Source organism: Microbacterium sp. STF-2, assembly GCF_034650155.1.
GTDB classification, from domain to species: Bacteria; Actinomycetota; Actinomycetes; order Actinomycetales; family Microbacteriaceae; genus Microbacterium; species Microbacterium maritypicum_A.
Genome location: NZ_JARKMW010000002.1, coordinates 1 through 24,584, shown reverse-complemented (window position 1 = coordinate 24,584; position 24,584 = coordinate 1). Strand labels below are relative to the sequence as shown.

Genomic DNA, 24,584 nt, shown 5'->3' with positions numbered 1-24,584 from the left:
ACGAACCACCCGAGAACCCGAATCGACAGGAGCAGCAGTGGGAGTCATCACCGACCACCTCGACCTCTGGGGAGAGGCACTGTGGGGAACCATCGTGCTGTTCCTGGGTGGCGGCATCATCGCGCTGGTCCTCGGGCTGATCGTCGGAGCCGCGCGTGTGTCTCCGGTTCCGATCGCCCGCGCCGTCGGCGGCGTGTACGTCAACTGGATCCGCAACACCCCGCTGACGCTCGTCATGTTCTTCTTCGCGTTCTGCCTCCCGATCCTGCTGGGGGAGCGGGTGAACCCCCTGCCTCTGGCAGTGGCCGCTCTCGGCATCTACACCGCGACGTACGTCGCCGAGGCGCTGCGAGCCGGCATCAACACCGTGCCCGTCGGCCAGGCCGAGGCGGCGCGAGCGATCGGCCTGAACTTCGGACAGGTCATGCGCTACGTCGTGCTGCCGCAGGCGACGCGCTCCGTCGTCCCGCCCATGATGAGCGTCCTCATCGCCCTCATGAAGAACACCACGGTGGCTGCGGGCTTCTCCGTCGCCAACCTGGGGACCATCCGTGCGGCATTGAGCGAACAGGGGGAGAACGCTCTGGCCGTGCTGCTCTGGGTCATGGTCGTCTTCGTGGTCCTGGTGCTGCTGCTCGCCTGGGTGCAGCGCGTTCTCGAGAACAAGTGGAGGATCGCGCGATGAGTTCCGTTCTTTTCGACGTCCCCGGCCCCCGTGCCATCGCCCGCAACCGGCTCATCGGAGCCGCCACGGTCCTCGTCGTCCTCGCCGTGCTCGGCTGGGTCGTGTGGAGGCTGTTCGCCACCGGACAGTTCTCCGCCGAGAAGTGGAACATCTTCACGTTCTCCGCCGTCTGGGTCCGCTTCGGCGAAGGGCTGCTGGCCACGCTGGCCGCCTTCGCGGTCGCCGGCGTCGGGTCCATCGCCCTCGGCTTCCTGCTCGGCATCGGCCGCCTGTCGGAGCACGCCTGGGTGCGTGAGCCCGTCCGGTGGATCATCGAGGTGCTGCGAGCGGTGCCCGTGCTCATTCTGATGATGCTGCTGTACTACGGCCTTCCCGTGATCGGCGTGAAGATGCCGCCGTATTGGGCCGTCGTGATCGCTCTGATCGTGTACAACGGCTCCGTGCTCGCCGAGGTGCTGCGTGCCGGCATCGAATCGCTGCCGCGCGGGCAGAAGGAAGCCGGCTATGCGATCGGACTCCGGAAGACCGGGGTGATGTACTTCATCCTGATCCCGCAAGCCGTGCGGGCCATGATGCCGGTGATCATCGCGCAGCTCGTCGTGGCGCTCAAGGACACCGCGCTCGGGTTCATCATCACGTACCAGGAGCTCCTCTACGTCATCAACCAGATCGGCAACCAGGCGCCTTACGGTTCCCCGCTGATCCCCGCGGCGATCGTCGGCGGATCGATGTACGTGGCCGTGTGTCTCCTGCTCTCCTACATCGCCTACCGCCTCCAGCGCCGTGCCAAGCGCTCGCCGAAGGCCGGGCCGGCGGTACCGGATCCCCGTCAGCACGGGGGCGAGACGAACACCTCGCTCATCGTCCTGCAGGGCGACGGGTCCGAGGCGTCGCGCTGATCCGCGAAAGCGACCCACGCGCCCCCGGTAGACTCGATTCTCGTGTCAGAGTCTCCTGAAATCACCCCGGAAGCGGTCGAAGCCGCTGTCGCCGACGCCCTCGCGGCGATCGCCGCAGCCACCGACACCGCCGAGCTGAAAGCGGCTCGTGCCGCACACGTCGCCGACGGATCGCCGCTCGCGGTCCTGAATGCCTCGATGCGACAGGTCGCCCCCGAGAACAAGGCCGCTTTCGGCAAGCTCGTGGGTCAGGGACGCGGGCGGGTGACGCAGGCGCTGGCGGCGAAGGAAGCCGAGCTGGCGGAGGCCGAGGTCGCTGCGCGGCTCGAGGCCGAGCGGGTCGACATCACCGCCGTGCCGTCGCGCACCCGCGTCGGTGCCCGGCACCCGCTCACCCTGCTCCAGGACCAGGTCTGCGACATCTTCGTCGGCATGGGATGGGAGATCGCGGAGGGGCCGGAGCTCGAGCACGAGTGGTTCAACTTCGACGCCCTGAACTTCGATGTCGACCACCCCGCCCGTCAGGAGCAGGATACGTTCTACGTCGACCCCACCTCCCGCCACCTCGTGATGCGCACGCACACGAGCCCGGTGCAGGTGCGTTCGATGCTCGACCGCGAGGTGCCGATCTACGTGCTGTGCCCGGGCCGCGTGTACCGCACCGACGAGTTCGACGCCACGCACCTGCCGGTGTTCACCCAGTTCGAGGGACTCGTGATCGACAAGGGCATCACGATGGCGCACCTCAAGGGCACACTCGATCACTTCGCGAAGCAGCTCTTCGGGCCCGAGGCCAAGACGCGCTTCCGCACCAACTACTTCCCCTTCACCGAGCCCTCCGCCGAACTCGACCTGTGGCACCCGACCTTCAAGGGCGGCGCGCGCTGGATCGAATGGGGCGGCTGCGGCATGGTCAACCCGAACGTGCTGCGCGCCGCCGGGATCGACCCCGAGGTGTACAGCGGCTTCGCGTTCGGCATGGGCATCGAGCGGGGACTGATGTTCCGCAGCGACGTCCAGGACATGCGCGACATGGCCGAGGGCGATGTCCGATTCAGCGAGCAGTACGGGATGGTGGTGTGATGCGCGTCCCGCTTTCGTGGTTGCGTGAGTACGTCGATCTGGCAGCGGATGCCACGCCCGAGGACGTCCTCGCGGCACTGGTGACCGTCGGATTCGAAGAAGAGGATGTGCACCGCTTCGACATCACCGGTCCCGTGGTCGTCGGACAGGTCGTCTCGCTCGAGGCCGAGCCGCAGTCGAACGGCAAGACCATCAACTGGTGCCAGGTCGACGTCGGCGAGGCGAACGGCGGCATCCGCGGGATCGTCTGCGGCGCGCACAACTTCGTCGCCGGTGACAAGGTCGTCGTGACGCTGCCCGGTGCCGTGCTTCCCGGTCCGTTCCCGATCGCCGCCCGCAAGACCTACGGCCACGTGTCGGACGGCATGATCGCGTCGGCGCGCGAGCTCGGCCTGGGCGATGAGCACAACGGCATCGTGGTGCTGTCCGATCTCGGCATCGACGCCCCCGTCGGCACCGACGCGATCGCTCTGCTCGGCCTCGATGACGTCGCGGTGGAGATCAACGTCACTCCCGACCGTGGATATGCCTTCTCGCTCCGCGGCGTGGCCCGTGAGTACGCGCATGCCACCGGTGCGACCTTCCGCGACCCGGCCGAGCGCGACTTCGCCGAGCTCCAGCCCGGGTCCGGGCACACGACCGTGGTCGATGACGTCGCACCCGTGCGCGGGAACGTGGGTGCGAGAGAGTTCGTGACCCGCGTCGTCCGCGGTGTCGACCCCTCACGTCCGACGCCGCCGTGGATGGTCGCCCGGCTGAGTCTTGCGGGCATGCGCTCGCTGGGCGTGCTGATCGACATCACCAACTACGTGATGCTCGAGCTCGGCCAGCCGCTGCACGGCTACGACCTCGACAAGCTCACGGGCGGCATCACGGTGCGCCGTGCCGCTCCCGGCGAGAAGATGACCACGCTCGACGGCGTCGAGCGCGCTCTGCACGCGGAAGACCTCCTCATCACCGACGAGTCCGGCCCGATCGGCCTTGCCGGCGTCATGGGCGGTGGCACGACCGAGATGAGCGACACCACGCGGAACGTGCTGATCGAGGCGGCGAACTTCGACCCCACGACCATCGCCCGCTCGGCACGTCGACACAAGCTGCCCAGTGAGGCGTCCAAGCGCTTCGAACGCGGTGTCGACCCGCTGATCCCGTTCGTGGCCGCCCGCCGCGCTGCCGACCTCATGGTCGAGCTCGCCGGCGGCACGCTCACGGAGGAGGGTGGCGCGCTGTTCGCCGAGGTCTTCGTCGGCGAGATCGAGCTCCCCGCCGGATTCGTGCAGGGACTCATCGGCGTCGACTACTCCGACGACGAGATCACCGGTGCGCTGACCACCATCGGTGCCGATGTCACGGCGTCGGATGCGGGTTCCGGCTGGAGGGTGATCCCGCCGACCTGGCGGCCCGACCTCACCGACAAGTGGACGCTCGCGGAGGAGGTCGCCCGCATCCACGGGCTCGACCGCATCCCCTCCGTGCTGCCGACGCCTCCGTCCGGTCGCGGCCTCACCGCCGACCAGCAGGGTCGTCGACGCGTAGCCGATGCCCTGGCTGCTGCCGGTCTCGTCGAGACGCCGTCGTTCCCGTTCACCACCGAGGCGCAGAACGACCTCCACGGCTCCGCATCGGGTGAACACCTCCCGAGCATCCGCCTGGCGAATCCACTCGACGGGCAGGCGCCGTATCTGCGTCGTTCGCTCATTCCCGGTCTGCTGCAGACCGCGCACCGCAACATCTCGCGCGGACTCACCGACCTGGCGATCTTCGAGACCGGCGTGGTCTTCCTGCCCGAGCCGGGCGTGGAGTACGGCACGGACGAGGTGCCGCCGCTGGGCGAGCGCCCGTCCGATGAGACGCTCGCCGCGCTGAACGCGTCGATCCCGCCGCAGCACCGGTTCATCTCCGCGCTGCTCACCGGCCTTGTCTCCCCGCGTCAGCCCGGTCGTCCCGCCGAAGCCGCAGGTCTCGTCGAGGCACTGGACGCGGTCCGCGTCATCGCGGCGGCGGCCGGCGTCGACATCGACGTGGTCCAGGCCGAGCGTGCGGCCCTGCACCCCGGACGCACCGGATCGCTCCGGGTCGCCGGGGAAGAGGTCGGCTACGTCGGTGAGCTGCATCCCGCTGTGGCGGAGGGCGCCGACCTTCCGGGGCGCGCGACCGTGTTCGAGGTCGACCTCGACCGCATCCTGTCGCTCGCCGGTGGTCGGGTCGTCGCGGCCTCGCTGTCGACGTTCCCCGCTGCCACGCAGGACGTCTCGCTCACGCTGCCGGCAGACGTTCCGGCCGCCGATGTGCAGGCGGCTCTCGCCGAGGGTGCCGGTGCGCTGCTGGAATCGGTGCGTCTCGTCGACGACTATCGCGGGGAGGGCGTGCCGGACGGCTCGAAGAGCCTGACGTTCGCCCTGCGCTTCCGTGCCGACGATCGCACGCTCACGGCGGCCGAGGCCACGGAGGCCAAGCTCGCCGGTGTCGAGGTCGCCGCACAGCGCTTCGGAGCCGCACTGCGCGACTGAGCACGGGAGCGCGACGCACCGCGCCGTGGGACGTACCGTGTCGTCGGTCAGACGATTCCGGTCGGCGCCGGAGTACCGTGGCGGGATGAGAATCCTCCCCCAGGGCACTCCGGCCGCCGTCCCGGATGACGCGCGGCCGCTCGGAGAAGGACCGTTCCTCGAGTCGGGCATGCAGATCGACTGGCACTATCGGAAGCCGGGATGGCAGCCGGGGGAGCCCTCCAGGATCGCTCCGATGCGGGTGGTGCGCGACGACGAACGGGGACTCGTCGCATGGCTCGCGCCCGGAACGCTGCAGGAGGCTCCGGGAGCTCTCGGCGGACAGCGAGTGCGTGAAGTACCGCTCTCGCGTCGCTGGCTCGAGCCGCGGACGCGCATCGTCGAGCCCTGGCGCGGGAACGGCGTGCTGTGCATCGCCCCCGCCGGGCTGCCATGGTCGGTCTGGTTGTTCTGGAGCGACACCACAGGCCCGGACTGGTCCTTCGCCGGCTGGTACGTGAACCTCGAGAACGCACATCTGCGCACCGATCACGACACCTACTCGTCCGACCACATCCTCGACGTCGAGATCGATCCGGAGGGCGGCATCCACCTCAAAGACGAGGACGAGCTCGTCGCCGCGATCCAGCAGGGGCGTCTCAGCCCCGAGCAGGCGGCGCAGATCGAGCGGCACGCGGACGCGGCCATCGCCTCGTTCGAGTCCGGTGGCTGGCCGTTCGACGCCGCGTGGACACGTTGGCAGCCCGATCCCGCGTGGAGCGTCCCGGTGCTCGCGGGCCTGGATCGTCTGAGCACGCCCACCGATCTGCTCTGAACCGATCTGCTGTGGGCGGAAGAGGTTCCGCAGAGATCCGCCACCTGATGACATGGAATCATGACCGATGTTCTGATCCTCGGCGGTACGGGCTGGCTCTCCGGGCGCATCGCCCGGAGGTGGGTCGACGAAGGCGCCGCGGTCACGTGTCTCGGCCGCGGTTCCCGTCCGGCCCCCGAGGGTGCCGTGCTCGTGCGCGGCGATCGTGAGGATGCCGACGTCTATGCCGATCTCTCGCGGCGGGACTGGGATCACGTCGTGGACGTCTCGTCCCACGCGGTGCAGGTCGAGAGGGCGGTCGATGCGCTCGGCGATCGGGCGGGGCGCTGGACCTACGTATCGTCCGTGTCGGTGTACTCCGATGACGAGACGGTCGGAGCAGATGAGTCGACGCCGCGACATCCGGCTGCGAGCCCGGGTGATGAGTACGACTACGGTGCGCAGAAGGCAGCAGCCGAAGATGCTGTCCTGCGCCTGGGGGAGCGCGGTTTCATCGTGCGCCCTGGGCTCATCGTGGGCGACGGCGACCCCAGCGACCGGTTCGGGTACTGGGCCGCGGCGTTCGCGCGAGCAGGCTCGGAAGCCGTGCTGCTGCCGCCGCTCGAGGGAAGGAGCACGCAGGTCATCGATGTCGACGATCTCGCGGCGTACATCGTCACGGCGACACGCAGCGGCGCGGTCAACGGCGTAGGCGATGAGCACCCCCTCGCCGATGTGCTGGGTGCGGTGCGCCTCGCGGTCGGTCACACCGGCTCCGTGTTCGTCGCGGACGAGGGATGGCTCCGTGCGCACGACGTCGAGTACTGGGCGGGGCCGCGGTCCCTGCCGCTGTGGCTGCCGACCGACATGAGTGGCTTCATGACCCGCTCGAATCGCGCATTCCACGCGAGCGGCGGGCGGCTTCGTCCGCTCACGGACACGATCGAGCGCGTCGTCGCCGACGAACGGTCACGAGGCGTCGACCGGGAGCGCCATGCCGGCCTCACACGGGCAGAGGAGAGGGCTCTGCTGAGCGATCGCTAGACTGCGAGCAGTGACACGGGGTGCCGCGATCCGCGGCTGAGAACAGACCCGTCGAACCTGATCTAGTTCGTACTAGCGAAGGGATGTCGCGATGAGCGATCTTCTGCGTCCTGAATCCACCCACGACCTCGCCGGTTCCGCCGCGACCCTCCTGGAGGTGCTGCGCGAGGCTCCGCCGTTGACGCACTGCATCACCAATGCGGTCGTGACGGGATTCACCGCCAACGTGCTGCTGGCACTGGGGGCCGCACCCGCGATGGTCGACATCGTCGACGAGGCGGGGATGTTCGCCGGGGTCGCTTCCGGGGTGCTGATCAACCTGGGGACTCCCACGCCCGAGCAGCGGGCGGCGAGTCTGGAGGCGGTCGCCGGAGCCGCGGCGAACGGTACGCCTTGGGTTCTCGACCCGGTAGCTATCGGTGCGCTTCCGGTGCGCACCGCCCTCGCCCACCGGCTCGCGCAGCACCGACCGACCGCTATCCGCGGCAACGCCTCCGAGATCCTCGCCCTCGCCGGGCTCAGCACGGGCGGACGTGGGGTGGATGCCACCGACACCACGGACTCCGCAGCCGATGCCGCCGCAACGCTCGCGCGGACCACGGGCGCGGTGGTCGCAGTGTCGGGGCCGATCGATCTCATCACCGACGGGGTGCGGATGCTGCGCCTCGCCAACGGCCACGAGCTGCTGACCCGTGTGACCGGAGGAGGATGCGCGCTCGGCGCGGTGATGGCGGCCTTCCTCGGTGCGGCCGAGGCGACGGATCACGATGCGCTGACCGCTGTGGCTTCCGCGAGCCTCGTCTACACGATCGCCGCCGAGCGGGCAGCGGCGACATCCGCGGGGCCGGGCAGCTTCGCCGTCGCCCTGCTGGATGCGCTCGCCGCGGTGGGCCCCGACGACATCAGAGCCGATGCACGCGTCGAAGGCGGCGTCCGGTGAACGCCGATCTCTCGCTCTACCTCGTCACGGACGCGGCGCTCTGCGGGGACAGGGGCGTCGTCGAGACGGTGCGCCGAGCGGTCGACGGTGGGGTGCGAATCGTCCAATTGCGCGATAAGGACGCGACCGACGCCGAGACGGTCGATCAGCTGATCGCGTTGTCGCGGGTGATCGACGGGCGGGCGCTGCTCGTCGTGAACGACCGGCTGGACGCCGTGGTCGCTGCCCGGGAACGGGGCGCTCGGGTCGACGGCGTGCATCTGGGACAGGGCGATGCCTCCGTGCTGCGTGCGCGTGAGGCGCTCGGACCCGACGCGCTGGTCGGCCTCACCGCGAACACTCGTGCGCATCTCGACGCGGTCGATGCTCTGCCCGCCGGCACCGTCGACTATCTGGGTGTCGGTGTGATCCGCCCGACCGCCACCAAACCCGATCACCCCGCTCCTCTCGGCGTCGACGGCTTCCGTGATCTCGTGGCTGCCAGCTCTCTGCCGTGCGTGGCGATCGGCGGCGTCGGCATCGATGACACGGAACCCCTCCGCGACGCCGGTGCGGCCGGCCTCGCCGTCGTCTCGGTGCTGTGCGCCGCCGACGATCCCGAGGCCACGGCAGCGGAGTTCCGCCGGCGCTGGCTCGCCGGCACCGTGCCGAGGGTGCTCAGCATCGCCGGCAGCGACCCGTCCGGGGGCGCGGGCATCCAGGCCGACCTCAAGTCCATCGCCGCGAACGGCGGATACGGGATGGCGGTCCTCACTGCGCTGACGGCGCAGAACACGCAGGGAGTGCGTGCCGTGCATGTGCCGCCCGCGCACTTCCTCCGCGCGCAGCTGGATGCGGTGTCGGACGACATCGTGATCGACGCCGTGAAGATCGGGATGCTCGCCGACGCCGACGTCATCCGCGTGGTGGGTGCGTGGCTCGACCGCGTTCGTCCGCCGGTCGTCGTGCTCGACCCCGTGATGGTGGCGACCTCCGGCGATCGGCTGCTGGATCCGGATGCCGAGCGGGCGCTGCACGATCTCCTCGCGCGGGCGACTCTGGTGACCCCGAACCTCGCCGAGCTCGCAGTGCTGTCCGGCCGCGACGTCCTCGACTGGGAGGACGCGCTCGCCGCGGCGGAGCAGCTGTCGGCCGCGGTCGGGGCGGCTGTCCTGGTCAAGGGGGGACACCTCGACGGCGATTCGGCTCCGGATGCGCTGGTCGATGCGCATCGCGGGACGCGCCAGGAGTTCGCCGGCACCCGGATCCCGACCAGGAACACGCACGGCACCGGCTGTTCGCTGTCGTCCGCGCTCGCGACGATCCTCGCGCGCGGGGAGCGGCCGGCCGATGCGGTCAGCGCCGCGCGCGCCTGGCTCCGCGAATCCCTGCGCGCAGGGGACGCGCTGAGCGTGGGGCGGGGTCACGGGCCGATCGACCACTTCGCCGGGCTCCGGGAGCGTGCGGCGGCGCAGACTCGACCGGCGGCTGACGACATCGCCGAGGACTGGTGGCAGGACATCGCGGAGATCCGCGCGGGGATCGACGAACTCGCGTTCATCCGGGCGCTCGCCGAGGGGACGCTGGAGCGCGGCCCCTTCCTGATCTATCTCGCGCAGGACGCGCTGTATCTGCGTGAGTACGCTCGTGTCCTCGCCGAAGCCGCTCGGCTCGCGCCGACGTCGGAGGAACAGGCCTTCTGGGCCGATTCCGCGCACGGCTCGATCGTGGGTGAACTCGAGCTGCACGCGTCGTACCTGACCCCGGCTCAGGGAGTGAGCGCGGCGACGTTCGCCGCGGAGCCGGGGCCGGCGACCACCGCGTACCTCGACCACCTGCGCTCCGTCGCGTTCGGCGGCGACTACGGCGAGATCGCCGCGGCCGTCCTTCCCTGCTTCTGGCTCTACACCGACCTCGGCCGACGCCTGCATGCCGGAGAGTTCGGGGAGTACGCGCGGGATCCGCAGCATCCCTTCGCGTCCTGGCTCACGACGTACGCGGATCCGGCATTCGAGGCGGCGACGGAGAAGGCGATCACGTACGCTTCCGAGGCCGCGGCCCAGGCCGATGCCCCGACCCGTGCGCGCATGCGCCGGGTGTTCGCAGTGTCGAGCGCACACGAGCTCGCCTTCTTCGCCGCGCCGATGGGGCTGCAGCCTCTCAGATGACGGGGTGGATTTGCGGTGGCCGCCGGGGCCGCGCTACTGTCGCGACATGCCTTCGGCCGCCACCGCTTCTCCGACGCTCGCTCCGAGCGTCATCGCTGTGCGCCGACGCCGCGGCCGCCGACTGTAGGCGACCCCGCCCTCCTGCCTGCGCACGCGCAGCGGTCGAGAGCCGGTGTCGCCGCCTCCGGCCCCGTCCCCGGTCCTCCCTTCGAGGAAGGACCCGACCGTTAAGGTAGAAGCATGACGTATTCCGTCGCCGTCTCCGGCGCATCCGGCTACGCAGGCGGCGAGATCCTCCGTCTCCTGGCCGATCATCCCGACATGGAGATCCACACCGTCACGGCGCACTCGAACGCCGGGCAGCCTCTCGTCGACCACCAGCCGCATCTGCGCTCTCTGGCACACCTCACCCTGCAGGACACGACGCCCGAGATCCTCTCCGGCCACGACATCGTGTTCCTCGCACTCCCGCACGGGCAGTCGGGGCAGTACACCGATGCGCTCGGTGCGGCTCCGCTCGTGATCGATGCCGGAGCCGACCATCGGCTCACGTCGGCGTCCGCGTGGGAGGCGTTCTACGGCGGGGCGTTCCACGAGCCCTGGACATACGGCGTCCCCGAGCTCCTGATCGACGGGGTCAAGCAGCGCGAGCACCTCCGCGGCGCGACGCGCATCGCGGCTCCCGGCTGCAACGCCTCGACCGTGAGTCTCAGCCTCGCGCCGGGCGTCGCCGCCGGCGTGATCGACCCCTCGGACATCGTCTCGGTGCTGGCGGTCGGTCCGTCCGGTGCGGGGAAGAGCCTCAAGACGAACCTTCTCGGCAGCGAGATCCTCGGCACCGCGAACCCGTATGCGGTCGGGGGAACCCACCGGCACATACCGGAGATCCGTCAGGCGCTCGCCGCGGCATCGGGTATCGACGCCGACGGCATCCGTATCTCCTTCACTCCGGTGCTGGTGCCCATGTCGCGCGGAATCCTCGCCACGTCGACCGCACGGATCGCCGACGGCGTGACCGATGCGCAGATCCGCGATGCCTGGCAGAGCGCCTACGGCGACGAGACCTTCGTGCAGCTGCTGCCGGAGGGACGCTTCCCGCGCACGGCCGACGTGCTCGGCGCCAACACCGCGCTGATCGGGCTCGCGATCGATCGCGCCGCGAACCGGGTGACCGTGGTCACCGCGGTCGACAACCTCGTCAAGGGCACCGCCGGCGCTGCCATCCAATCCATGAACATCGCGCTGGGGCTTCCTGAGGCCCGCGCCCTCTCAGTGAACGGAGTCGCGCCGTGAGCGTCACCGCCCCCGCAGGTTTCGAGGCGGCCGGTGTGGCCGCAGGACTCAAGTCCACCGGCAAGCCCGATGTCGCCGTCGTCGTCAACCGCGGACCGCGCAAGGTCGGCGCCGCCGTCTTCACGAGCAACCGCGCCAAGGCCAACCCGATCATCTGGTCGCAGCAGGCTGTCGCCGACCGGGTGGTCGAGGCCGTCGTGCTCAACTCCGGCGGGGCGAACTGCTTCACCGGCGCTTTCGGATTCCAGACGACGCATCAGACGGCCGAGAAGGCGGCCGAGCTCCTCGGCGTCAGCGCCGGGGACGTGCTGATCTGCTCCACCGGTCTCATCGGCACAGGAGACGAGACGTTCCGTGCGCGTGTGCTCGCCGGCACGGAGCAGGCGATCGCCGAGCTCAGCGCTGATGGCGGAGAGAGCGCGGCGCACGCCATCATGACCACCGACACCGTCGCGAAGACCGCCGTGGTCAGCCGCGACGGCTGGACGATCGGTGGGATGGCGAAGGGAGCAGGAATGCTCGCGCCGGGCCTCGCCACGATGCTGGTCGTGATCACGACCGACGCCGTCCTCGAGCCGCTCCAGGCCGATGACGTGCTGCGCCGTGCGACAGGGCGGACCTTCGACCGGCTCGACTCCGACGGCTGCATGTCGACGAACGATCAGGTCACCCTCCTCGCCAACGGCGCCTCCGAGGTCGTGCCTGACCTCGACGACTTCGCCGCCGCGCTGGTCGAGCTGTGCCAGGAGCTCGCGGTCAAGCTGCAGGGCGATGCCGAGGGCGCGAGTCACGACATCACGATCGAGGTGCAGCACGCGGTCTCCGAGCAGGACGCCGTCGAGGTCGGCCGGTCGGTCGCCCGCAACAACCTCTTCAAGGCCGCCATCTTCGGCAACGACCCGAACTGGGGCCGTGTGCTCGCCGCGATCGGCACCACGAACGCGCAGTTCGATCCCTACGACGTCGACGTCTGGATGAACGGCGTCCGCGTCTGCACGGAGGGCGGCCCCGACCGTCCCCGTGAAGAGGTCGACCTCACGCCGCGCGCCACGCACCTCGTGATCGACCTCAAGGTGGGCGAGTCGACGGCGACCGTGCTCACGAACGACCTCACCCACGACTACGTGCACGAGAACAGCGCCTACGCCTCATGACCGACATCCAGGACACCCCGGCCGAAGTCGCCGCACAGAAGGCCACGACCCTCATCGAGTCGCTGCCGTGGCTGAAGAAGTTCCGCGACCAGATCGTCGTCATCAAGTACGGCGGGAACGCGATGGTGTCGGAGGAGCTGCAGGACGCCTTCGCGCAGGACATCGCCTACCTCCGTTACGTCGGCGTGCTGCCGGTCGTCGTGCACGGCGGCGGCCCGCAGATCTCGAACATGCTGCAGCGGCTCGAGATCCCCAGCGAGTTCAAGGGCGGCTACCGGGTCACCAACACCGAGGCGATTAGCGTCGTGCGCATGGTGCTCACCGGTCAGGTCAATCCGCAGCTGGTGTCCAAGATCAACTCGCACGGCCCGATCGCGACCGGCCTCAGCGGGGAGGACGCCGGACTCTTCGGCGGGCGCCGTCGCGGTGTCGTGATCGACGGCCAAGAGGTCGACCTCGGTCGCGTCGGCGATGTCGTCGAAGTCGATCCGACTCCCGTGCTCGACCATCTCGCCGCCGGGCGCATCCCGGTGGTGTCGAGCATCGCGCCTGATCTCGATCATCCCGGCCAGTCGCTCAACGTCAACGCCGATGCCGCCGCCGCGGCTCTCGCCGTGTCCTTGCATGCGCGCAAACTCGTGATCCTCACGGATGTGCCCGGGCTCTACGCCGACTGGCCGAACCGCGACTCCCTCGTCTCGCACCTGACCTCGTCGGCCCTCATCGAGATGCTGCCGAAGCTCGAGTCGGGGATGATCCCCAAGATGCGCGCCTGCCTCGACGCGGTCGAAGGCGGCGTGGACGCGGCCGCGATCATCGACGGACGGGTGCCGCATTCGGTGCTCGTCGAACTGTTCACCAGCAAGGGAATCGGGACCGAAGTGGTCCTGGGAAAGTCGGAGGTGACGGGATGACCGTCTGGCAGGACGACGCGGCACGCGATCTCGTGCTCAATGCGGGGGAGCGGCTCGCGCTGCTGGTCCGCGGTGAGGGCTCGTACCTGTGGGATGCCGACGGTCGACGCCACCTCGACTTCCTCGCCGGCATCGCGGTGACCTCCCTCGGGCACGCGCACCCGGCCTTCGTCGAGGCCGTCTCGACGCAGGCGGCCACACTCGCGCACGTGTCGAACTACTTCGCCACCCCGCCCCAGCTCGCACTCGCCGCACGCATCAAGCGTCTCGCGGGTGCCGGTATCGACGGGCGGGTGTTCTTCTCGAACTCGGGCGCCGAGGCCAACGAGGCCGCTTTCAAGCTCGCCCGGCTGCACGGGGGCACCGAGCGTCCGCGCATCCTCGCGCTCGAGAACGGCTTCCACGGACGCACCATGGGCTCGCTCGCTCTCACCGCGAAGGCATCGATGCGCGCGCCGTTCGAGCCGATGCCCGCGGGCGTCGAGCACATCCCCGCCACGATCGAGGCGTTGGAAGCGGCGATGGACGACCGCGTCGCCGCGATCATCGTCGAGCCGATCCAGGGCGAGGCCGGAGTGGTCGAGCTGCCGGAGGGCTACCTCGCCGCCGCCCGCTCGCTGACCCTCGCGCACGGCGCGCTCCTGATCGTCGACGAGATCCAGACCGGAGCCGGCCGCACCGGTGAGTGGTTCGGGTTCAGCCACGAGGGCATCATTCCCGATGCGATCACGCTCGCGAAGGGGATCGGCGGCGGTTTCCCGATCGGCGCGCTGGTCACCTACGGCAGCGCCAGCGCACTGTTCACCCCGGGGTCGCACGGCTCGACGTTCGGGGGCAACCCCCTGGCGACCGCTGTCGCCGACGCCGTGCTCGCCGAGATCGAGAGCGCCGGCCTGGTGGAGAACGCGGCCCGTCGCGGCGCGGAGCTGCGCGAGATCATCCTCGGGATCGACTCCCCACTGGTCGAGGGCGTGCGCGGACGTGGTCTGCTCGTGGGCGTCGCGCTCACCGCTCCGGTGGCCGGTGCCGTCGTCGCGGCCGCACAGGAGCGCGGTCTCATCGTCAACGCCGCCAACCCCGAGACGGTGCGCATCGCGCCCGCTCTCACCATCGGCGACGCCGAACTCGCCGAGTTCCGCGAGCTGTTCACGGCCGCTCTCGCCGACGTCCAGGCCTCTGTAGCCGGAAAGGTATCCGCATGACCCGCCACCTGCTGCGTGACGATGACCTGACCCCCGCCGAGCAGGCGGAGATCCTCGACCTCGCCATCGAACTGAAGAAGGACCGCTGGGCCGACAAGAGCCTGGCCGGTCCTCAGACGGTCGCGGTCATCTTCGACAAGTCCTCCACGCGCACCCGTGTCTCGTTCGCGGTGGGCATCGCCGACCTCGGCGGCTCGCCGCTGATCATCTCGACCGCGAGCAGCCAGCTCGGCGGCAAAGAGACGCCGTCCGACACCGCGCGCGTCCTCGAGCGCCAGGTCGCGGCCATCGTGTGGCGCACCTATGCGCAGTCCGGGCTCGAAGAGATGGCCGAAGGCACGAGGGTGCCCGTCATCAACGCGCTCTCCGACGACTTCCACCCGTGCCAGCTGCTCGCCGATCTGCTGACGATCCGCGAGCACAAGGGAGATCTGAAGGGGCTCACGCTCACGTTCCTCGGCGACGGACAGAGCAACATGGCGCACTCGTACGCCCTCGCCGGTGTGACGGCGGGCATGCACGTGCGCATCGCGTCGCCGGAGGACTACGCGCCCCGCGCGGATGTCATCGAGGCCGCGGATCGCCGCGCTGCCGAGACCGGTGGCTCGATCACGCTCTACACCGACCCGGTCGAGGCTGCCGCCGGTGCCGACGTCGTGGTGACCGATACATGGGTCTCGATGGGCAAGGAGGAGGAGAAGCTCGCACGTATCCGCGATCTCGGCGGCTACAAGGTCACCCCCGAGACGATGACGCTCGCCGACCCCGAGGCGATCTTCATCCACTGCCTCCCTGCCGATCGCGGCTATGAGGTCGACTCCAGCGTGATCGACGGGCCGCAGAGCGTGGTCTGGGATGAGGCGGAGAACCGTCTGCACGCGCAGAAGGCCCTCCTGGTCTGGCTCCTCGGCAAGAAGGACGCGTGATGAGCGAACCGACACACGAAGGCACCAACGAGGGCGCGCTCTGGGGCGCCCGCTTCGCCACGGGCCCGTCGCCGGAACTGGTCGAGCTGAGCCGTTCCACGCACTTCGACTGGATCCTCGCGCCGTACGACATCGCCGGCTCGCATGCACATGCCACGGCGCTCGAAGCTGCCGGATACCTCGAACCCGACGAGGCACGACGGATGCACGAGGGGCTGGATGCCGTGGCGCGCAAGGTCGCCGACGGCACGCTGCGACCGGTGCCGACCGACGAGGACGTGCACGGTGCGCTCGAGCAGGCGTTGATCGCCGAGCTCGGGCCGGAGCTGGGCGGGCGCCTGCGCGCCGGTCGCAGCCGCAACGACCAGATCGCCACCCTCGTGCGCATGTACCTGATCGATCATGCGCGGGTGATCGCCCGTGACATCCTGCGGGTGATCGACGCGCTGGTGGCCCAGGCCGAAGCGCATCCCGCCGCGATCCTGCCCGGACGCACGCACCTGCAGCATGCGCAGCCGGTGCTGCTCGCCCATCACCTGCAGGCCCACGGTTGGCCGCTGGTGCGCGAACTCGAACGCCTCGTGGACTGGCGGCGTCGTGCCGGCGTCTCACCGTACGGCGGGGGAGCGCTGGCCGGTTCCACGCTCGGTCTCGATCCGACGCTCGTGGCGACGGAGCTGGGTCTGGACCGCCCGGCCGAGAACTCCCTCGACGGCACCGCGGCCCGCGACGTCGTGGCGGAGTTCGCGTTCATCACGGCGATGACCGGTGTCGACATCTCGCGCCTCTCCGAGGAGATCATCCTCTGGAACACCCGCGAGTTCGGTTTCGTCACGCTCGACGATGGCTACTCCACGGGTTCGAGCATCATGCCGCAGAAGAAGAATCCCGACATCGCCGAGCTCGCTCGCGGCAAGTCGGGTCGCCTCATCGGCAACCTCTCCGGTCTGCTGGCCACGCTCAAGGGCCTTCCGCTCGCGTACAACCGCGATCTGCAGGAGGACAAGGAGCCCGTGTTCGACTCGGTTCAGACCCTCGAGGTGGTGCTCCCCGCCTTCGCGGGCATGATCGCGACGCTGCGTTTCGACACCGAACGGATGGCAGCTCTGGCTCCGCAGGGCTTCTCTCTCGCGACGGATGTCGCGGAATGGCTGGTGAAGCGCCGGGTGCCCTTCCGTGATGCCCATGAGATCTCGGGTGCGCTCGTGCGTGCGTGCGAGGAGCAGGGGATCGGGCTGGAGGATGCCTCCGACGAGCTGTTGCTGTCGGTGTCGCCGCATCTCGTGCCCGAGGTGCGCGAAGTCCTGACGATCGAGGGTTCGGTCGCATCGCGCACCGGCGCCGGGGGGACCGCCCCTGTGCGGGTCGCGGAGCAGCGTGCCGAGCTGGTCTCGCGCGCGCAGGCCGCCGCCCACGCCCTCGGCCTCTAGCCGAAGGCGTCGGCGGCCGGTCCGCGGCGGTTTAGTGCAGCTCGGCGTCGGCCGCCGACCGCTCCCAGCGGGTGAAGCGGACGGTGAGTCCGGCCCGGGTGGGCGCCGCGAGGAAGGGGCCGGCTGCAGCTGCGGACTGCCCGTCGAACGGCGCGACCCGCACCAGTCGCCATGGTCCGTCGTCGGCGCGGGCACGCACGATCACGGAGTCCGCCCAGCGGCTGACACGCACCGTGATCTCGCTCTCGAACCATTCGTCGACGTGGCCGACCGACCAGTCGGAGCCTCCCGCGGTGACCACGGCGCCGAGCCCGAGGTGATCATCGGCGTATTCCAGGCCGGTCTTGACCCAGTGCTCGTCGTCGATGCGCACGAATACGCCCGCCTGGTCGAACTGCCCGTGCCACGGGGCCCGGAAAGCGACCTCCATGGCCTCGCCCACCGCGAGCGGGGCGAGGAGAGCGTGCTCGTTATCGTGCACGAAGCCGTAGGCGGTGTGCCGCCAGGCATCGCTGCCTTCCACGGCGGTGATGTCGAGCGGAGCCGAACCGTCGGGGAGGGTGGACGTGGAGGCGGGGGCGTTGGTCCAGGTTCCCTGAGACCAGGGGATCATGTGCGATTCAGGCATGTTCTCAAGATATAGCCGATAAGCGCATAAGTCGAGCATTATTCGTGTTATGGTTATGCCATGGTCATCGCGGTACTCGCTGACATCGTGGGGTCTCGCCGACTCGACGATCGCACCGCCGCGCAACGCGTCCTCGACGACACCATAGCCGAGGTGGAGGTCGACCTCCCGCTGGCGACGCAGCCGCTCACGCCCACCGTAGGAGACGAGCAGCAGGGTGTCTACCGCGATCTGAGCGACGCGATGGTGTCGCTGCTGATGATCCAGCTGCGATTGCCCGACGGCATCGCCTTCCGCTTCGGCATCGGTGTGGGGGAGGTGCGTCCTGTCGAGTCGGTCCATCGCGAGCTCGCCGACGGACCGGGGTGGTATGCGGCCCGCGCGGCGATCGAGACCGTGCACGCCCGTGAGGGTCGCGCCGTGCCGCGCACGAGATCCTGGATTGTCGGAGCCCCGGGGCAGGATGAGGTCATGGAGAGCACGATCGCCGCATCGAACGCCTATCTCCTCGTCCGCGACGAGGTGGTCGGCGCGATGAGCGAGCGGGAACGACGGCTCACCTACGGTCGTCTGCTCGGTCGATCGCAGCAGGAGCTCGCGACCGAAGAGGGGATCACACAGCCCAGCGTTTCGAAGTCGCTGCGCACAGCGGGTACGGCCGCACTCATCGAGGGCGTCGCCGCGCTCCGAGGCGAGCGCGCATGATCGTCGCCGGATTCATCCTGCTGGCGGTCGGCGCCGCCGACCTGGTGCGTCAGTTCGCACCGCGCCGTTGGATCGGGTATCTCTCCGTCGCTGTCATCCTGCTCCTGCTCGGCAGCGTCAGCGACGCGCTCCTTCCCATGGTGCTCGCGATCGTTGCCGGTGCCCTCTGGGTGTGGTGCATGCCCACCGGACGCCCCGCCCCGCTGGGGTTCTGGCCCGCCGTGCTGCTCGCGGTCGTGAGCGTCGGCGCCGTCGTCGGGCTCGGTGCCCGTGCTGACGCCGGTCTGATCGGCGCGATCTGGCACCTCCGATCGCCGTTCGGTGAGGTCCCCTTCGACCTCGCGCTGCTGGCGCTGGGGGCCGGGGTCTTCCTCCTCGAGTCTTCGAATCTCGTGGTGCGTGCGGCGCTCGACGGGGAGCACACCTGGCTCCCGGCGGACCCGGCAGACCCGGCAGACCCGGCAGACCCGACAGCGAGCGCGTCGAGGGGGACTGTCGCGGCCGCCGAGACCCCGGTGGCTTCCGAGACGGTCGATGGTGTCTCCGACGACGCCACGGAGGATGCTGTCGCGATGTCGGCGACGCTCCCGGTGGCAGCGCCCCGAGATCCGCGCAGCGGATTCAAGGGCGGACGACTGATCGGACCGCTGGAGCGCATCCTCGTCCTGATCCTCACTCTCGCTGCGGCCTATCCGATCCTGGCCGCGATGCTCGCGGCGAAGGGCATCGTCCGATTCCCGGAGATCTCGCGCGACGGCGAGACCGGGGCCCGCGCGGAGTACTTCCTCGTCGGCAGCCTGGTGAGCTGGGTGATCGCCCTCGGCGCCGCGTTCCTCGTGTGGTGGGCCGCGCACAGCTGACGGCAGGCAGCTCAGCCTCTCGACCGGTACCAGTCCAGCTTCTCCGCCAGACGCCGCTGCTGCGCGAGAACGTCGGCGAGTTGCTTCTCGACCGTCGCGGCGTGCTCCTCGAGGAGCGCTATCCGCTCGGGGACGGTGTCCTCGCGTTGGCAGAGCCGGCCGTAGCGACGCAGGCGTTCCACGGGCATGCCCGTCTCGCGAAGGCACTTGAGGAACTCCAGAAGTCCGAGCTCGGTGTCGGTGTACGCCCGATGTCCGCCCGCAGTGCGGGACACGGCGGGCAGGATGCCCTCGCGCTCGTAGTACCGGAGCGTGTCGATGCTGAATCCGGAGCGTGCCGCAGCCTCCGCCGGGGTGTACGTGGTCATGACCCGAGCATAGGACTTGACCTGGAGCGCACTCCAGGTTGCACAGTGAGGTCATGACCAACCGGAACGCCTCTGCATCCCCGCTCGTCCTCGGAGCGATGTCCTTCGGCACGCTCGTCGACGAGGAGACCTCATTCGCACTGCTCGACCGCTTCGTCGAGCGCGGCGGCATCTGGATCGACACCGCCGACTGCTACAGCTTCTGGGTGAGCGACACGGGGCAGGGGGGAGCCTCCGAGGAGGTTCTCGGACGCTGGCTCGCGGCGCGACCGCAGGCGCGAGCACAGGTCCGCATCTCGACGAAGGTCGGTGCCGAACCCCTGTGGCCCGGGTCCTGGCCCGAACATCGGACAGGGCTCTCCCCGCGAGCCATCCGCGCTGCTGTCGACGGGAGCCTCGCGCGTCTGGGCGTCGACAGGATCGACCTGCTGTGGCTGCACCAGGAGGACCGGGCGGTCGCGATCGAGGAGACCGTGGACGCTCTCGCGGCGCTCACCGCAGACGGCACTGTGAGCCGCGTCGGTGCCTCGAACCACCCGGCCTGGCGCATCGAGCGCGCCCGTGCGCACGCCAGCTCCATCGGCAGCGTTCCCATCGACGCGTTCCAGTTGAACAGCACGTACCTGCGCACGCGACCGGGAACGCTTCCCCCCGGGGTCGCCCATCCTTTCGGTGTGTTGAGCGATGAGCAGCGCGACTTCGCCCTGGCGAACGGGCTCGAGATCTGGGCGTACACGCCCCTGCTCTCGGGGGCCTATGACAATCCCGCGAAGCCCGTGCCCCCGGTGTACGACCATCCCGGAACCGCAGGTCGGCTCGCGGTGCTGGGCGAGGTCGCGGCGGCGCGAGGGCTCGGACGGGGGCAGATCGTGCTGGCCTGGCAGCTGGCCCGCGGCATCCGCCCGATCCTCGGCGGCAGCAGGGTCGATCAGCTCGACGTCGCGATGGATGCCGCGTCGATCTCTCTGTCTGCGGACGAGATCACTCTTCTCGACGGGCCGGTGTGAGTCGTTTCGCCGGTGCGCTGCGCTGATAGCCTGGAGCGCGTGTCAACTCCCGCTCTGACGACCGCACCCCAGGCGATCGATCCCACGTTCGAGAACGTGTGGGACGAACTCGTGTGGCGTGGTCTGGTCCATGTGTCCACCGACCAGGAGGCGCTGCGCGCCCTGCTCGCGGGAGACCCCATCACGTATTACTGCGGGTTCGATCCGACGGCTCCCAGCCTGCACCTGGGCAACCTCGTGCAGCTGTTGACGCTGCGCCGCATCCAGCTCGCCGGCCACAAGCCCCTCGGCCTCGTCGGCGGCTCGACCGGACTCATCGGAGATCCGCGCCCCACGGCCGAGCGCACGCTGAACACGCGGGAGACGGTCGAGGACTGGGTCGGTCGCCTGCGCACGCAGGTCGAGCGCTACCTCAGCTTCGAGGGCGACAACGCCGCCCGCATCGTGAACAACCTCGACTGGACGGCCCCGCTGAGCGCGATCGACTTCCTGCGCGAGATCGGCAAGTACTTCCGTGTCGGCACGATGCTCAAGAAGGATGCGGTCGCCGCGCGCCTGAACTCCGACGAGGGCATCAGCTACACCGAGTTCAGCTACCAGATCCTGCAGGGCATGGACTTCCTCGAGCTGTACCGGCAGTACGACTGCGTGCTGCAGACCGGCGGCTCGGATCAGTGGGGCAATCTCACCAGTGGTACTGACCTCATCCGTCGTGCCGAGGGAGCGTCGGTGCATGCCATCGGCACGCCGCTCATCACGAACAGCGACGGCACCAAGTTCGGCAAGAGCGAGGGCAATGCCATCTGGCTCGATGCCGACATGTGCAGCCCGTACCGGATGTACCAGTTCTGGCTGAGCACGACCGACGCCGACGTGATCGATCGCCTGAAGGTGTTCACCTTCCTCGGCAGAGCCGAGATCGAGGAATATGCCGAACTCGTGGCGACCGAGCCGTTCCGTCGGGCTGCGCAGAAGCGGCTCGCCCTCGAGGTCGTCGCGACGGTGCATGGTGTCGAGGCGACTGCGGCCGTGATCGCCGCGTCCGAGGCACTGTTCGGGCAGGGTGATCTGACCGCGCTCGATGCCGGCACGCTGCGCACCGCTCTGGAGGAGCTTCCGAACGCGACGGTCGCTCTCGGTGCACCGGTGGTCGAGGTCTTGGTGTCGACCGGTCTGGTGGCGAGCCTGTCCGAAGCCAGGCGTGCGATCACGCAGGGTGGCGTCACTCTCGACGGCGAACGGGTCGAAGACGAGACAGCCGCGGTCCAGGGCACCCTTCCCGGAGGAGTCTCCGTGCTCCGCCGCGGCAAAAAGACCCTCGCCGGCGTCTTCCTCGGCTGAGTCCCCGGCTGTCGGCAGCAGAGGTCTTCGGGTAGCAGGGTCGGATGCCGTTCACCGCCAGTCACGCTTTGGTCGCGCTGCCGTTCGTCCGCACGCCGCTGGTGCCGGCGGCGATCGCGATCGGCGCGATGGCGCCTGACCTGCCACTGTTCGTGCGGGGTGTCGGACTGAACTACTCGTTCACGCATACGTTCGGCAACGTCGTGTGGACCGCGCTGCTCGCGTTCGCACTGTTCCTGATCTGGCGGGTCGTCTTGCGTCCGGCGGTTCCCGAACTCGGTCCGCTGTGGGTGGCGCGGCGGCTGCCCGAGGACTGGACCGATCGCGGGGCCTCGGCAGCACGAGCGGCGGTCGGCATCGGTCAGAAGCGCGCGTATCCGGTCCTGCTCGCCGCGTCGCTCGCGATCGGGGTGCTCTCGCACATCGTGTGGGACCTCTTCACGCACGAGGGACGATGGGGCGTCGGTCTGATTCCCGGGCTCGATGAGATGTGGGGTCCGCTCCCCGGTTTCAAGTGGCTTCAGCACGGGTCGAGCCTGGTGGGCCTCGCCATCATCGGTGTCTGGGCGCTCCTGTGGCTGCGTCGGCAGGCTCCGCGTCGCGCAATCACGCAGTCGGTACCCACCTGGCTGCGTGTGTCATGGTGGGTGTCGCTTCCCGTGATCCTGCTCGCCGCCTGGGTGGGTGGACTCGTCGTCTTCGGTCCGCTCGACGCGGAGTTCACCGTCCAGCACCTCGCCTACCGGGTTCTTCCTCCGGCATGTGCGCTGTGGGGCGCGATCACGTTCGTCCTCTGCGTCGCGCTGTCGGTGCGCGGCCGTCACCAGACGGGCTGATCCGATCCCCAGGGATGCGGGGCCCGGAACTCGAAACCCGGCAGAGCGGGTCGCGCCGTCACGAGGGCGCTCCCGTCGACATCGAATCGCGCGAGGTGCGGCCGAACGTCGAACTCGACCTCGGCTGCGGGGTCTCCACGGCGCGGCATCCCGAGCAGCTCCGCGGCGATGCGACGCAGTGACGTGCGCACGATCCGTGACCCTCCCTCCCGTGACCGCCGCCTGAGCAGCGTGGTCACCGCGGCGGCGAGAAGATACCCGGCGCTGTGATCGAGGGCCTGCGCCGGGAGCGCTCCTGGACGCCCGCCTTCCGCGGACTCGATGCGCGAGATGCCGGATTCGGCCTGCACGAGGCTGTCGAAGCCGGCGCGGTTCGGACTCTCCGTACCCCAGGCGCTGAGTTGCGCGACGATGAGCCCAGGGTGTCGGCGCGCGAGCAGCTCCGGATGCAGCCCGAGTCTGTCGAGAGCGGCCGGTCGGTAGCCGAGGACCACGGCATCGGCTTCGGCCAGCAACTCCTGGAGTCGGGCACTGCGTGCGTCGAGTATGGCGGATCGTTTGCCGTGGCCGGTATCGAGATGCTGCCACGCCGGTTCCGGCAGATGCGGGGGATCGATGCGCAAGACGTCGGCGCCGAGAAGAGCGAGGGTCCGCGTGCAGACCGGCCCCGCGATGACGCGCGTCAGATCGAGCACGCGCATGCCGCTCAGGGGGAGGGAACCGGGTGACGTCGCCGTGAGCTCCGATCGACGGGGGTGCGAGGCGGATTCCTCATCCACCCGGCTGACCTCGAGGCGTGGTCGTTCGCGCAGTGCCCGATCGACGGCGGGCCTCTCGACGGCGACAGGAACAGCCAGACCGCCGGCGGATGTGATGTCGGAGACGGCCGTCGCTGTCCTCCGCTCCGCGAGTGCAACACGAACGGCAGCCGGATCGGCGTCTTCTCGCAGGTGGAGTCCCGCACGCAGCGCGGCAGCGTGATGCGAGTAGTTCCCGTGCGTGCGGACCCATCCGTCGGTGGTCTCCCAGAACCCGGAGTACGGGGACCAGACCGGGGGAGCGTCGCCATCGATCGTGAGCACGCGGTCGCTCCGGTAGGCGATGGCGACGCGGGCCGGATCCAGCGAGACTGGGGAACAGCCAGCCGCGAGAACCGCCGCGCTGACGCTCGCCCACGCCAGCGTGCCGGTGGCCAGTCGGGAGGGAAGCGGGACAGTCGGGGGAGGCGGGAGCACCGTCGAGCCACGGTCGATCCCGAGTTCACGCCGCACGCGATCGAGCAGCGCGGCGCCCGCGTCACCATTCCCCGAGGCTTCATCGTGCGGGGGAACGACCGGGCGGAAATCCGCAGATGCAGGCATGGCGCGATCGTACTCCCGACCCCCACAGAGGGCGGAAACCATTCCTGATCCGGCGGAAACATGGGAGAGAGCACCAGCGACACGCCCGGGTGGTGTGGCCCGATTTGCCAGAACCCCGAGATCCACGTAACTTATTACTTGTTCGCCCCACAGGGACGCGGAGGAGCCAAGAGCTTCACCCCCCTCAAGCGGAGAACCACTCCCGATCCACTCTCACTTGAGAGATCAGGCGCTTGCGTCTAGGATAGGGACTCCACCTCTTCTGCGGCTGTCATCAGCTGCGCTGCGGATCTTCGATCCGCGCGGCGCGCCGATTTGACAAGCAAGAGAGAGTGGGTAAGATAGAGAAGTTGCCCTTCGGGCCTGGCTGTGATGGCTGGGTCGTGGGAGCATCCGATCCTTGAGAACTCAACAGCGTGCACTTGTCAAATGCCAAATTATCCTCGTCTAGCTTCGGC

The 24,584-nt window shown here is 69.3% G+C and carries 22 protein-coding genes and 1 riboswitch; of the genes, 19 read left to right on the top strand and 3 right to left on the bottom strand.

Annotated elements, in window-relative coordinates; genetic code table 11:
* Positions 1 to 37: 37 nt before the first annotated feature.
* The 14 genes from MicroSTF_RS13790 to argH all read left to right on the top strand — a co-directional run bounded on the left by MicroSTF_RS13790 (position 38) and on the right by argH (position 17,020).
* Positions 38 to 685, top strand: a complete 648-nt coding sequence (locus MicroSTF_RS13790; protein WP_021199764.1) for an amino acid ABC transporter permease — start codon at positions 38 to 40, stop codon at positions 683 to 685.
* Positions 682 to 1,584, top strand: coding sequence for an amino acid ABC transporter permease (locus MicroSTF_RS13785; RefSeq protein WP_021199763.1), 903 nt, complete (start codon positions 682 to 684; stop codon positions 1,582 to 1,584). The genes MicroSTF_RS13790 and MicroSTF_RS13785 overlap by 4 nt, the downstream gene beginning before the upstream one ends.
* Positions 1,585 to 1,626: 42 nt before the next feature.
* Positions 1,627 to 2,667: a phenylalanine--tRNA ligase subunit alpha gene (gene pheS, locus MicroSTF_RS13780; protein WP_021199762.1), complete on the top strand. Its 1,041-nt coding sequence runs from the start codon at positions 1,627 to 1,629 to the stop codon at positions 2,665 to 2,667.
* Positions 2,667 to 5,177, top strand: coding sequence for a phenylalanine--tRNA ligase subunit beta (pheT, locus tag MicroSTF_RS13775; protein ID WP_322956426.1), 2,511 nt, complete (start codon positions 2,667 to 2,669; stop codon positions 5,175 to 5,177). The genes pheS and pheT overlap by 1 nt, the downstream gene beginning before the upstream one ends.
* Before the next feature lie 85 nt (positions 5,178 to 5,262).
* The gene (locus tag MicroSTF_RS13770) at positions 5,263 to 5,991 is read left to right on the top strand and encodes a DUF402 domain-containing protein (protein WP_292762775.1); all 729 of its coding nucleotides are present in this window, start codon (positions 5,263 to 5,265) and stop codon (positions 5,989 to 5,991) included.
* Positions 5,992 to 6,051: 60 nt separating this feature from the next.
* Positions 6,052 to 7,014, top strand: coding sequence for an NAD-dependent epimerase/dehydratase family protein (locus MicroSTF_RS13765; protein ID WP_322956423.1), 963 nt, complete (start codon positions 6,052 to 6,054; stop codon positions 7,012 to 7,014).
* Between the two features lie 6 nt (positions 7,015 to 7,020).
* Positions 7,021 to 7,115: riboswitch (TPP riboswitch) on the top strand.
* Positions 7,106 to 7,954 (top strand): hydroxyethylthiazole kinase, encoded by an 849-nt coding sequence (gene thiM, locus MicroSTF_RS13760; RefSeq protein ID WP_029265645.1) that lies wholly within the window; start codon positions 7,106 to 7,108, stop codon positions 7,952 to 7,954. (Overlaps the previous riboswitch by 10 nt.)
* Entirely contained in the window at positions 7,951 to 10,101 is a 2,151-nt protein-coding gene (locus tag MicroSTF_RS13755) for a bifunctional hydroxymethylpyrimidine kinase/phosphomethylpyrimidine kinase (RefSeq protein ID WP_322956421.1), read from the top strand. The genes thiM and MicroSTF_RS13755 overlap by 4 nt, the downstream gene beginning before the upstream one ends.
* Positions 10,102 to 10,341: 240 nt before the next feature.
* Positions 10,342 to 11,394, top strand: a complete 1,053-nt coding sequence (gene argC / locus MicroSTF_RS13750; RefSeq protein WP_029265643.1) for an N-acetyl-gamma-glutamyl-phosphate reductase — start codon at positions 10,342 to 10,344, stop codon at positions 11,392 to 11,394.
* On the top strand, positions 11,391 to 12,548 hold the full coding sequence (gene argJ / locus MicroSTF_RS13745) for a bifunctional glutamate N-acetyltransferase/amino-acid acetyltransferase ArgJ (protein ID WP_136025184.1): 1,158 nt from the start codon (positions 11,391 to 11,393) through the stop codon (positions 12,546 to 12,548). Before argC ends, argJ begins: the two co-directional genes overlap by 4 nt.
* Positions 12,545 to 13,462: an acetylglutamate kinase gene (argB, locus tag MicroSTF_RS13740; protein ID WP_029265642.1), complete on the top strand. Its 918-nt coding sequence runs from the start codon at positions 12,545 to 12,547 to the stop codon at positions 13,460 to 13,462. The genes argJ and argB overlap by 4 nt, the downstream gene beginning before the upstream one ends.
* On the top strand, positions 13,459 to 14,664 hold the full coding sequence (locus MicroSTF_RS13735; RefSeq protein ID WP_136025183.1) for an acetylornithine transaminase: 1,206 nt from the start codon (positions 13,459 to 13,461) through the stop codon (positions 14,662 to 14,664). Before argB ends, MicroSTF_RS13735 begins: the two co-directional genes overlap by 4 nt.
* On the top strand, positions 14,661 to 15,590 hold the full coding sequence (gene argF / locus MicroSTF_RS13730) for an ornithine carbamoyltransferase (RefSeq protein ID WP_021199752.1): 930 nt from the start codon (positions 14,661 to 14,663) through the stop codon (positions 15,588 to 15,590). Before MicroSTF_RS13735 ends, argF begins: the two co-directional genes overlap by 4 nt.
* On the top strand, positions 15,590 to 17,020 hold the full coding sequence (gene argH, locus MicroSTF_RS13725; RefSeq protein WP_136025182.1) for an argininosuccinate lyase: 1,431 nt from the start codon (positions 15,590 to 15,592) through the stop codon (positions 17,018 to 17,020). The genes argF and argH overlap by 1 nt, the downstream gene beginning before the upstream one ends.
* 31 nt (positions 17,021 to 17,051) lie before the next feature.
* On the opposite strand, the gene MicroSTF_RS13720 is transcribed toward argH, so the two are convergent.
* Positions 17,052 to 17,648 carry a DUF1349 domain-containing protein gene (locus MicroSTF_RS13720; protein WP_322956413.1) on the bottom strand — a complete coding sequence of 199 codons (597 nt, stop codon included), beginning with the start codon at positions 17,646 to 17,648 and terminating at the stop codon, positions 17,052 to 17,054.
* Positions 17,649 to 17,708: 60 nt separating this feature from the next.
* On the opposite strand from MicroSTF_RS13720, the gene MicroSTF_RS13715 reads away from it, so the two are divergent.
* A complete protein-coding gene (locus MicroSTF_RS13715) occupies positions 17,709 to 18,353 on the top strand; it encodes a SatD family protein (protein ID WP_322956410.1) in 645 nt (214 codons plus the stop codon).
* Positions 18,350 to 19,213, top strand: coding sequence for a hypothetical protein (locus MicroSTF_RS13710; RefSeq protein WP_322956409.1), 864 nt, complete (start codon positions 18,350 to 18,352; stop codon positions 19,211 to 19,213). The genes MicroSTF_RS13715 and MicroSTF_RS13710 overlap by 4 nt, the downstream gene beginning before the upstream one ends.
* An 11-nt stretch (positions 19,214 to 19,224) precedes the next feature.
* Here MicroSTF_RS13710 and MicroSTF_RS13705 read toward each other — a convergent pair whose 3' ends face one another.
* Positions 19,225 to 19,581: a MerR family transcriptional regulator gene (locus tag MicroSTF_RS13705; RefSeq protein WP_021199747.1), complete on the bottom strand. Its 357-nt coding sequence runs from the start codon at positions 19,579 to 19,581 to the stop codon at positions 19,225 to 19,227.
* A gap of 53 nt (positions 19,582 to 19,634) precedes the next feature.
* Here MicroSTF_RS13705 and MicroSTF_RS13700 point away from each other — a divergent pair, with 53 nt between their 5' ends.
* From MicroSTF_RS13700 to MicroSTF_RS13690, 3 genes are read left to right on the top strand one after another with little or no spacing between them, the layout of a single operon-like run.
* Complete coding sequence (locus tag MicroSTF_RS13700; protein WP_322956406.1) at positions 19,635 to 20,588, top strand: aldo/keto reductase; 954 nt, start codon at positions 19,635 to 19,637, stop codon at positions 20,586 to 20,588.
* Positions 20,589 to 20,627: 39 nt separating this feature from the next.
* Positions 20,628 to 21,929, top strand: coding sequence for a tyrosine--tRNA ligase (tyrS, locus tag MicroSTF_RS13695; RefSeq protein WP_029265636.1), 1,302 nt, complete (start codon positions 20,628 to 20,630; stop codon positions 21,927 to 21,929).
* Positions 21,930 to 21,973: 44 nt separating this feature from the next.
* Complete coding sequence (locus MicroSTF_RS13690; RefSeq protein ID WP_322956404.1) at positions 21,974 to 22,765, top strand: DUF4184 family protein; 792 nt, start codon at positions 21,974 to 21,976, stop codon at positions 22,763 to 22,765.
* Here MicroSTF_RS13690 and MicroSTF_RS13685 read toward each other — a convergent pair.
* Positions 22,750 to 24,126: a CoA transferase gene (locus MicroSTF_RS13685; protein ID WP_322956402.1), complete on the bottom strand. Its 1,377-nt coding sequence runs from the start codon at positions 24,124 to 24,126 to the stop codon at positions 22,750 to 22,752. The two genes, MicroSTF_RS13690 and MicroSTF_RS13685, sit on opposite strands and share 16 nt — an antisense overlap.
* Between the last annotated feature and the right edge of the window lie 458 nt (positions 24,127 to 24,584).

Bases quoted from the DNA above. Each gene is read 5' to 3' on its own strand.
- MicroSTF_RS13785 (WP_021199763.1), top strand. From the start codon at position 682: ATGAGTTCCGTTCTTTTCGACGTCCCCGGCCCCCGTGCCATCGCCCGC.
- pheT (WP_322956426.1), top strand. From the start codon at position 2,667: ATGCGCGTCCCGCTTTCGTGGTTGCGTGAGTACGTCGATCTGGCAGCG.
- MicroSTF_RS13770 (WP_292762775.1), top strand. From the start codon at position 5,263: ATGAGAATCCTCCCCCAGGGCACTCCGGCCGCCGTCCCGGATGACGCG.
- MicroSTF_RS13765 (WP_322956423.1), top strand. From the start codon at position 6,052: ATGACCGATGTTCTGATCCTCGGCGGTACGGGCTGGCTCTCCGGGCGC.
- thiM (WP_029265645.1), top strand. From the start codon at position 7,106: ATGAGCGATCTTCTGCGTCCTGAATCCACCCACGACCTCGCCGGTTCC.
- argC (WP_029265643.1), top strand. From the start codon at position 10,342: ATGACGTATTCCGTCGCCGTCTCCGGCGCATCCGGCTACGCAGGCGGC.
- argB (WP_029265642.1), top strand. From the start codon at position 12,545: ATGACCGACATCCAGGACACCCCGGCCGAAGTCGCCGCACAGAAGGCC.
- MicroSTF_RS13735 (WP_136025183.1), top strand. From the start codon at position 13,459: ATGACCGTCTGGCAGGACGACGCGGCACGCGATCTCGTGCTCAATGCG.
- argF (WP_021199752.1), top strand. From the start codon at position 14,661: ATGACCCGCCACCTGCTGCGTGACGATGACCTGACCCCCGCCGAGCAG.
- argH (WP_136025182.1), top strand. From the start codon at position 15,590: ATGAGCGAACCGACACACGAAGGCACCAACGAGGGCGCGCTCTGGGGC.
- MicroSTF_RS13720 (WP_322956413.1), bottom strand. From the start codon at position 17,648: ATGCCTGAATCGCACATGATCCCCTGGTCTCAGGGAACCTGGACCAAC.
- MicroSTF_RS13715 (WP_322956410.1), top strand. From the start codon at position 17,709: ATGGTCATCGCGGTACTCGCTGACATCGTGGGGTCTCGCCGACTCGAC.
- MicroSTF_RS13710 (WP_322956409.1), top strand. From the start codon at position 18,350: ATGATCGTCGCCGGATTCATCCTGCTGGCGGTCGGCGCCGCCGACCTG.
- MicroSTF_RS13705 (WP_021199747.1), bottom strand. From the start codon at position 19,581: ATGACCACGTACACCCCGGCGGAGGCTGCGGCACGCTCCGGATTCAGC.
- MicroSTF_RS13700 (WP_322956406.1), top strand. From the start codon at position 19,635: ATGACCAACCGGAACGCCTCTGCATCCCCGCTCGTCCTCGGAGCGATG.
- MicroSTF_RS13690 (WP_322956404.1), top strand. From the start codon at position 21,974: ATGCCGTTCACCGCCAGTCACGCTTTGGTCGCGCTGCCGTTCGTCCGC.
- MicroSTF_RS13685 (WP_322956402.1), bottom strand. From the start codon at position 24,126: ATGCCTGCATCTGCGGATTTCCGCCCGGTCGTTCCCCCGCACGATGAA.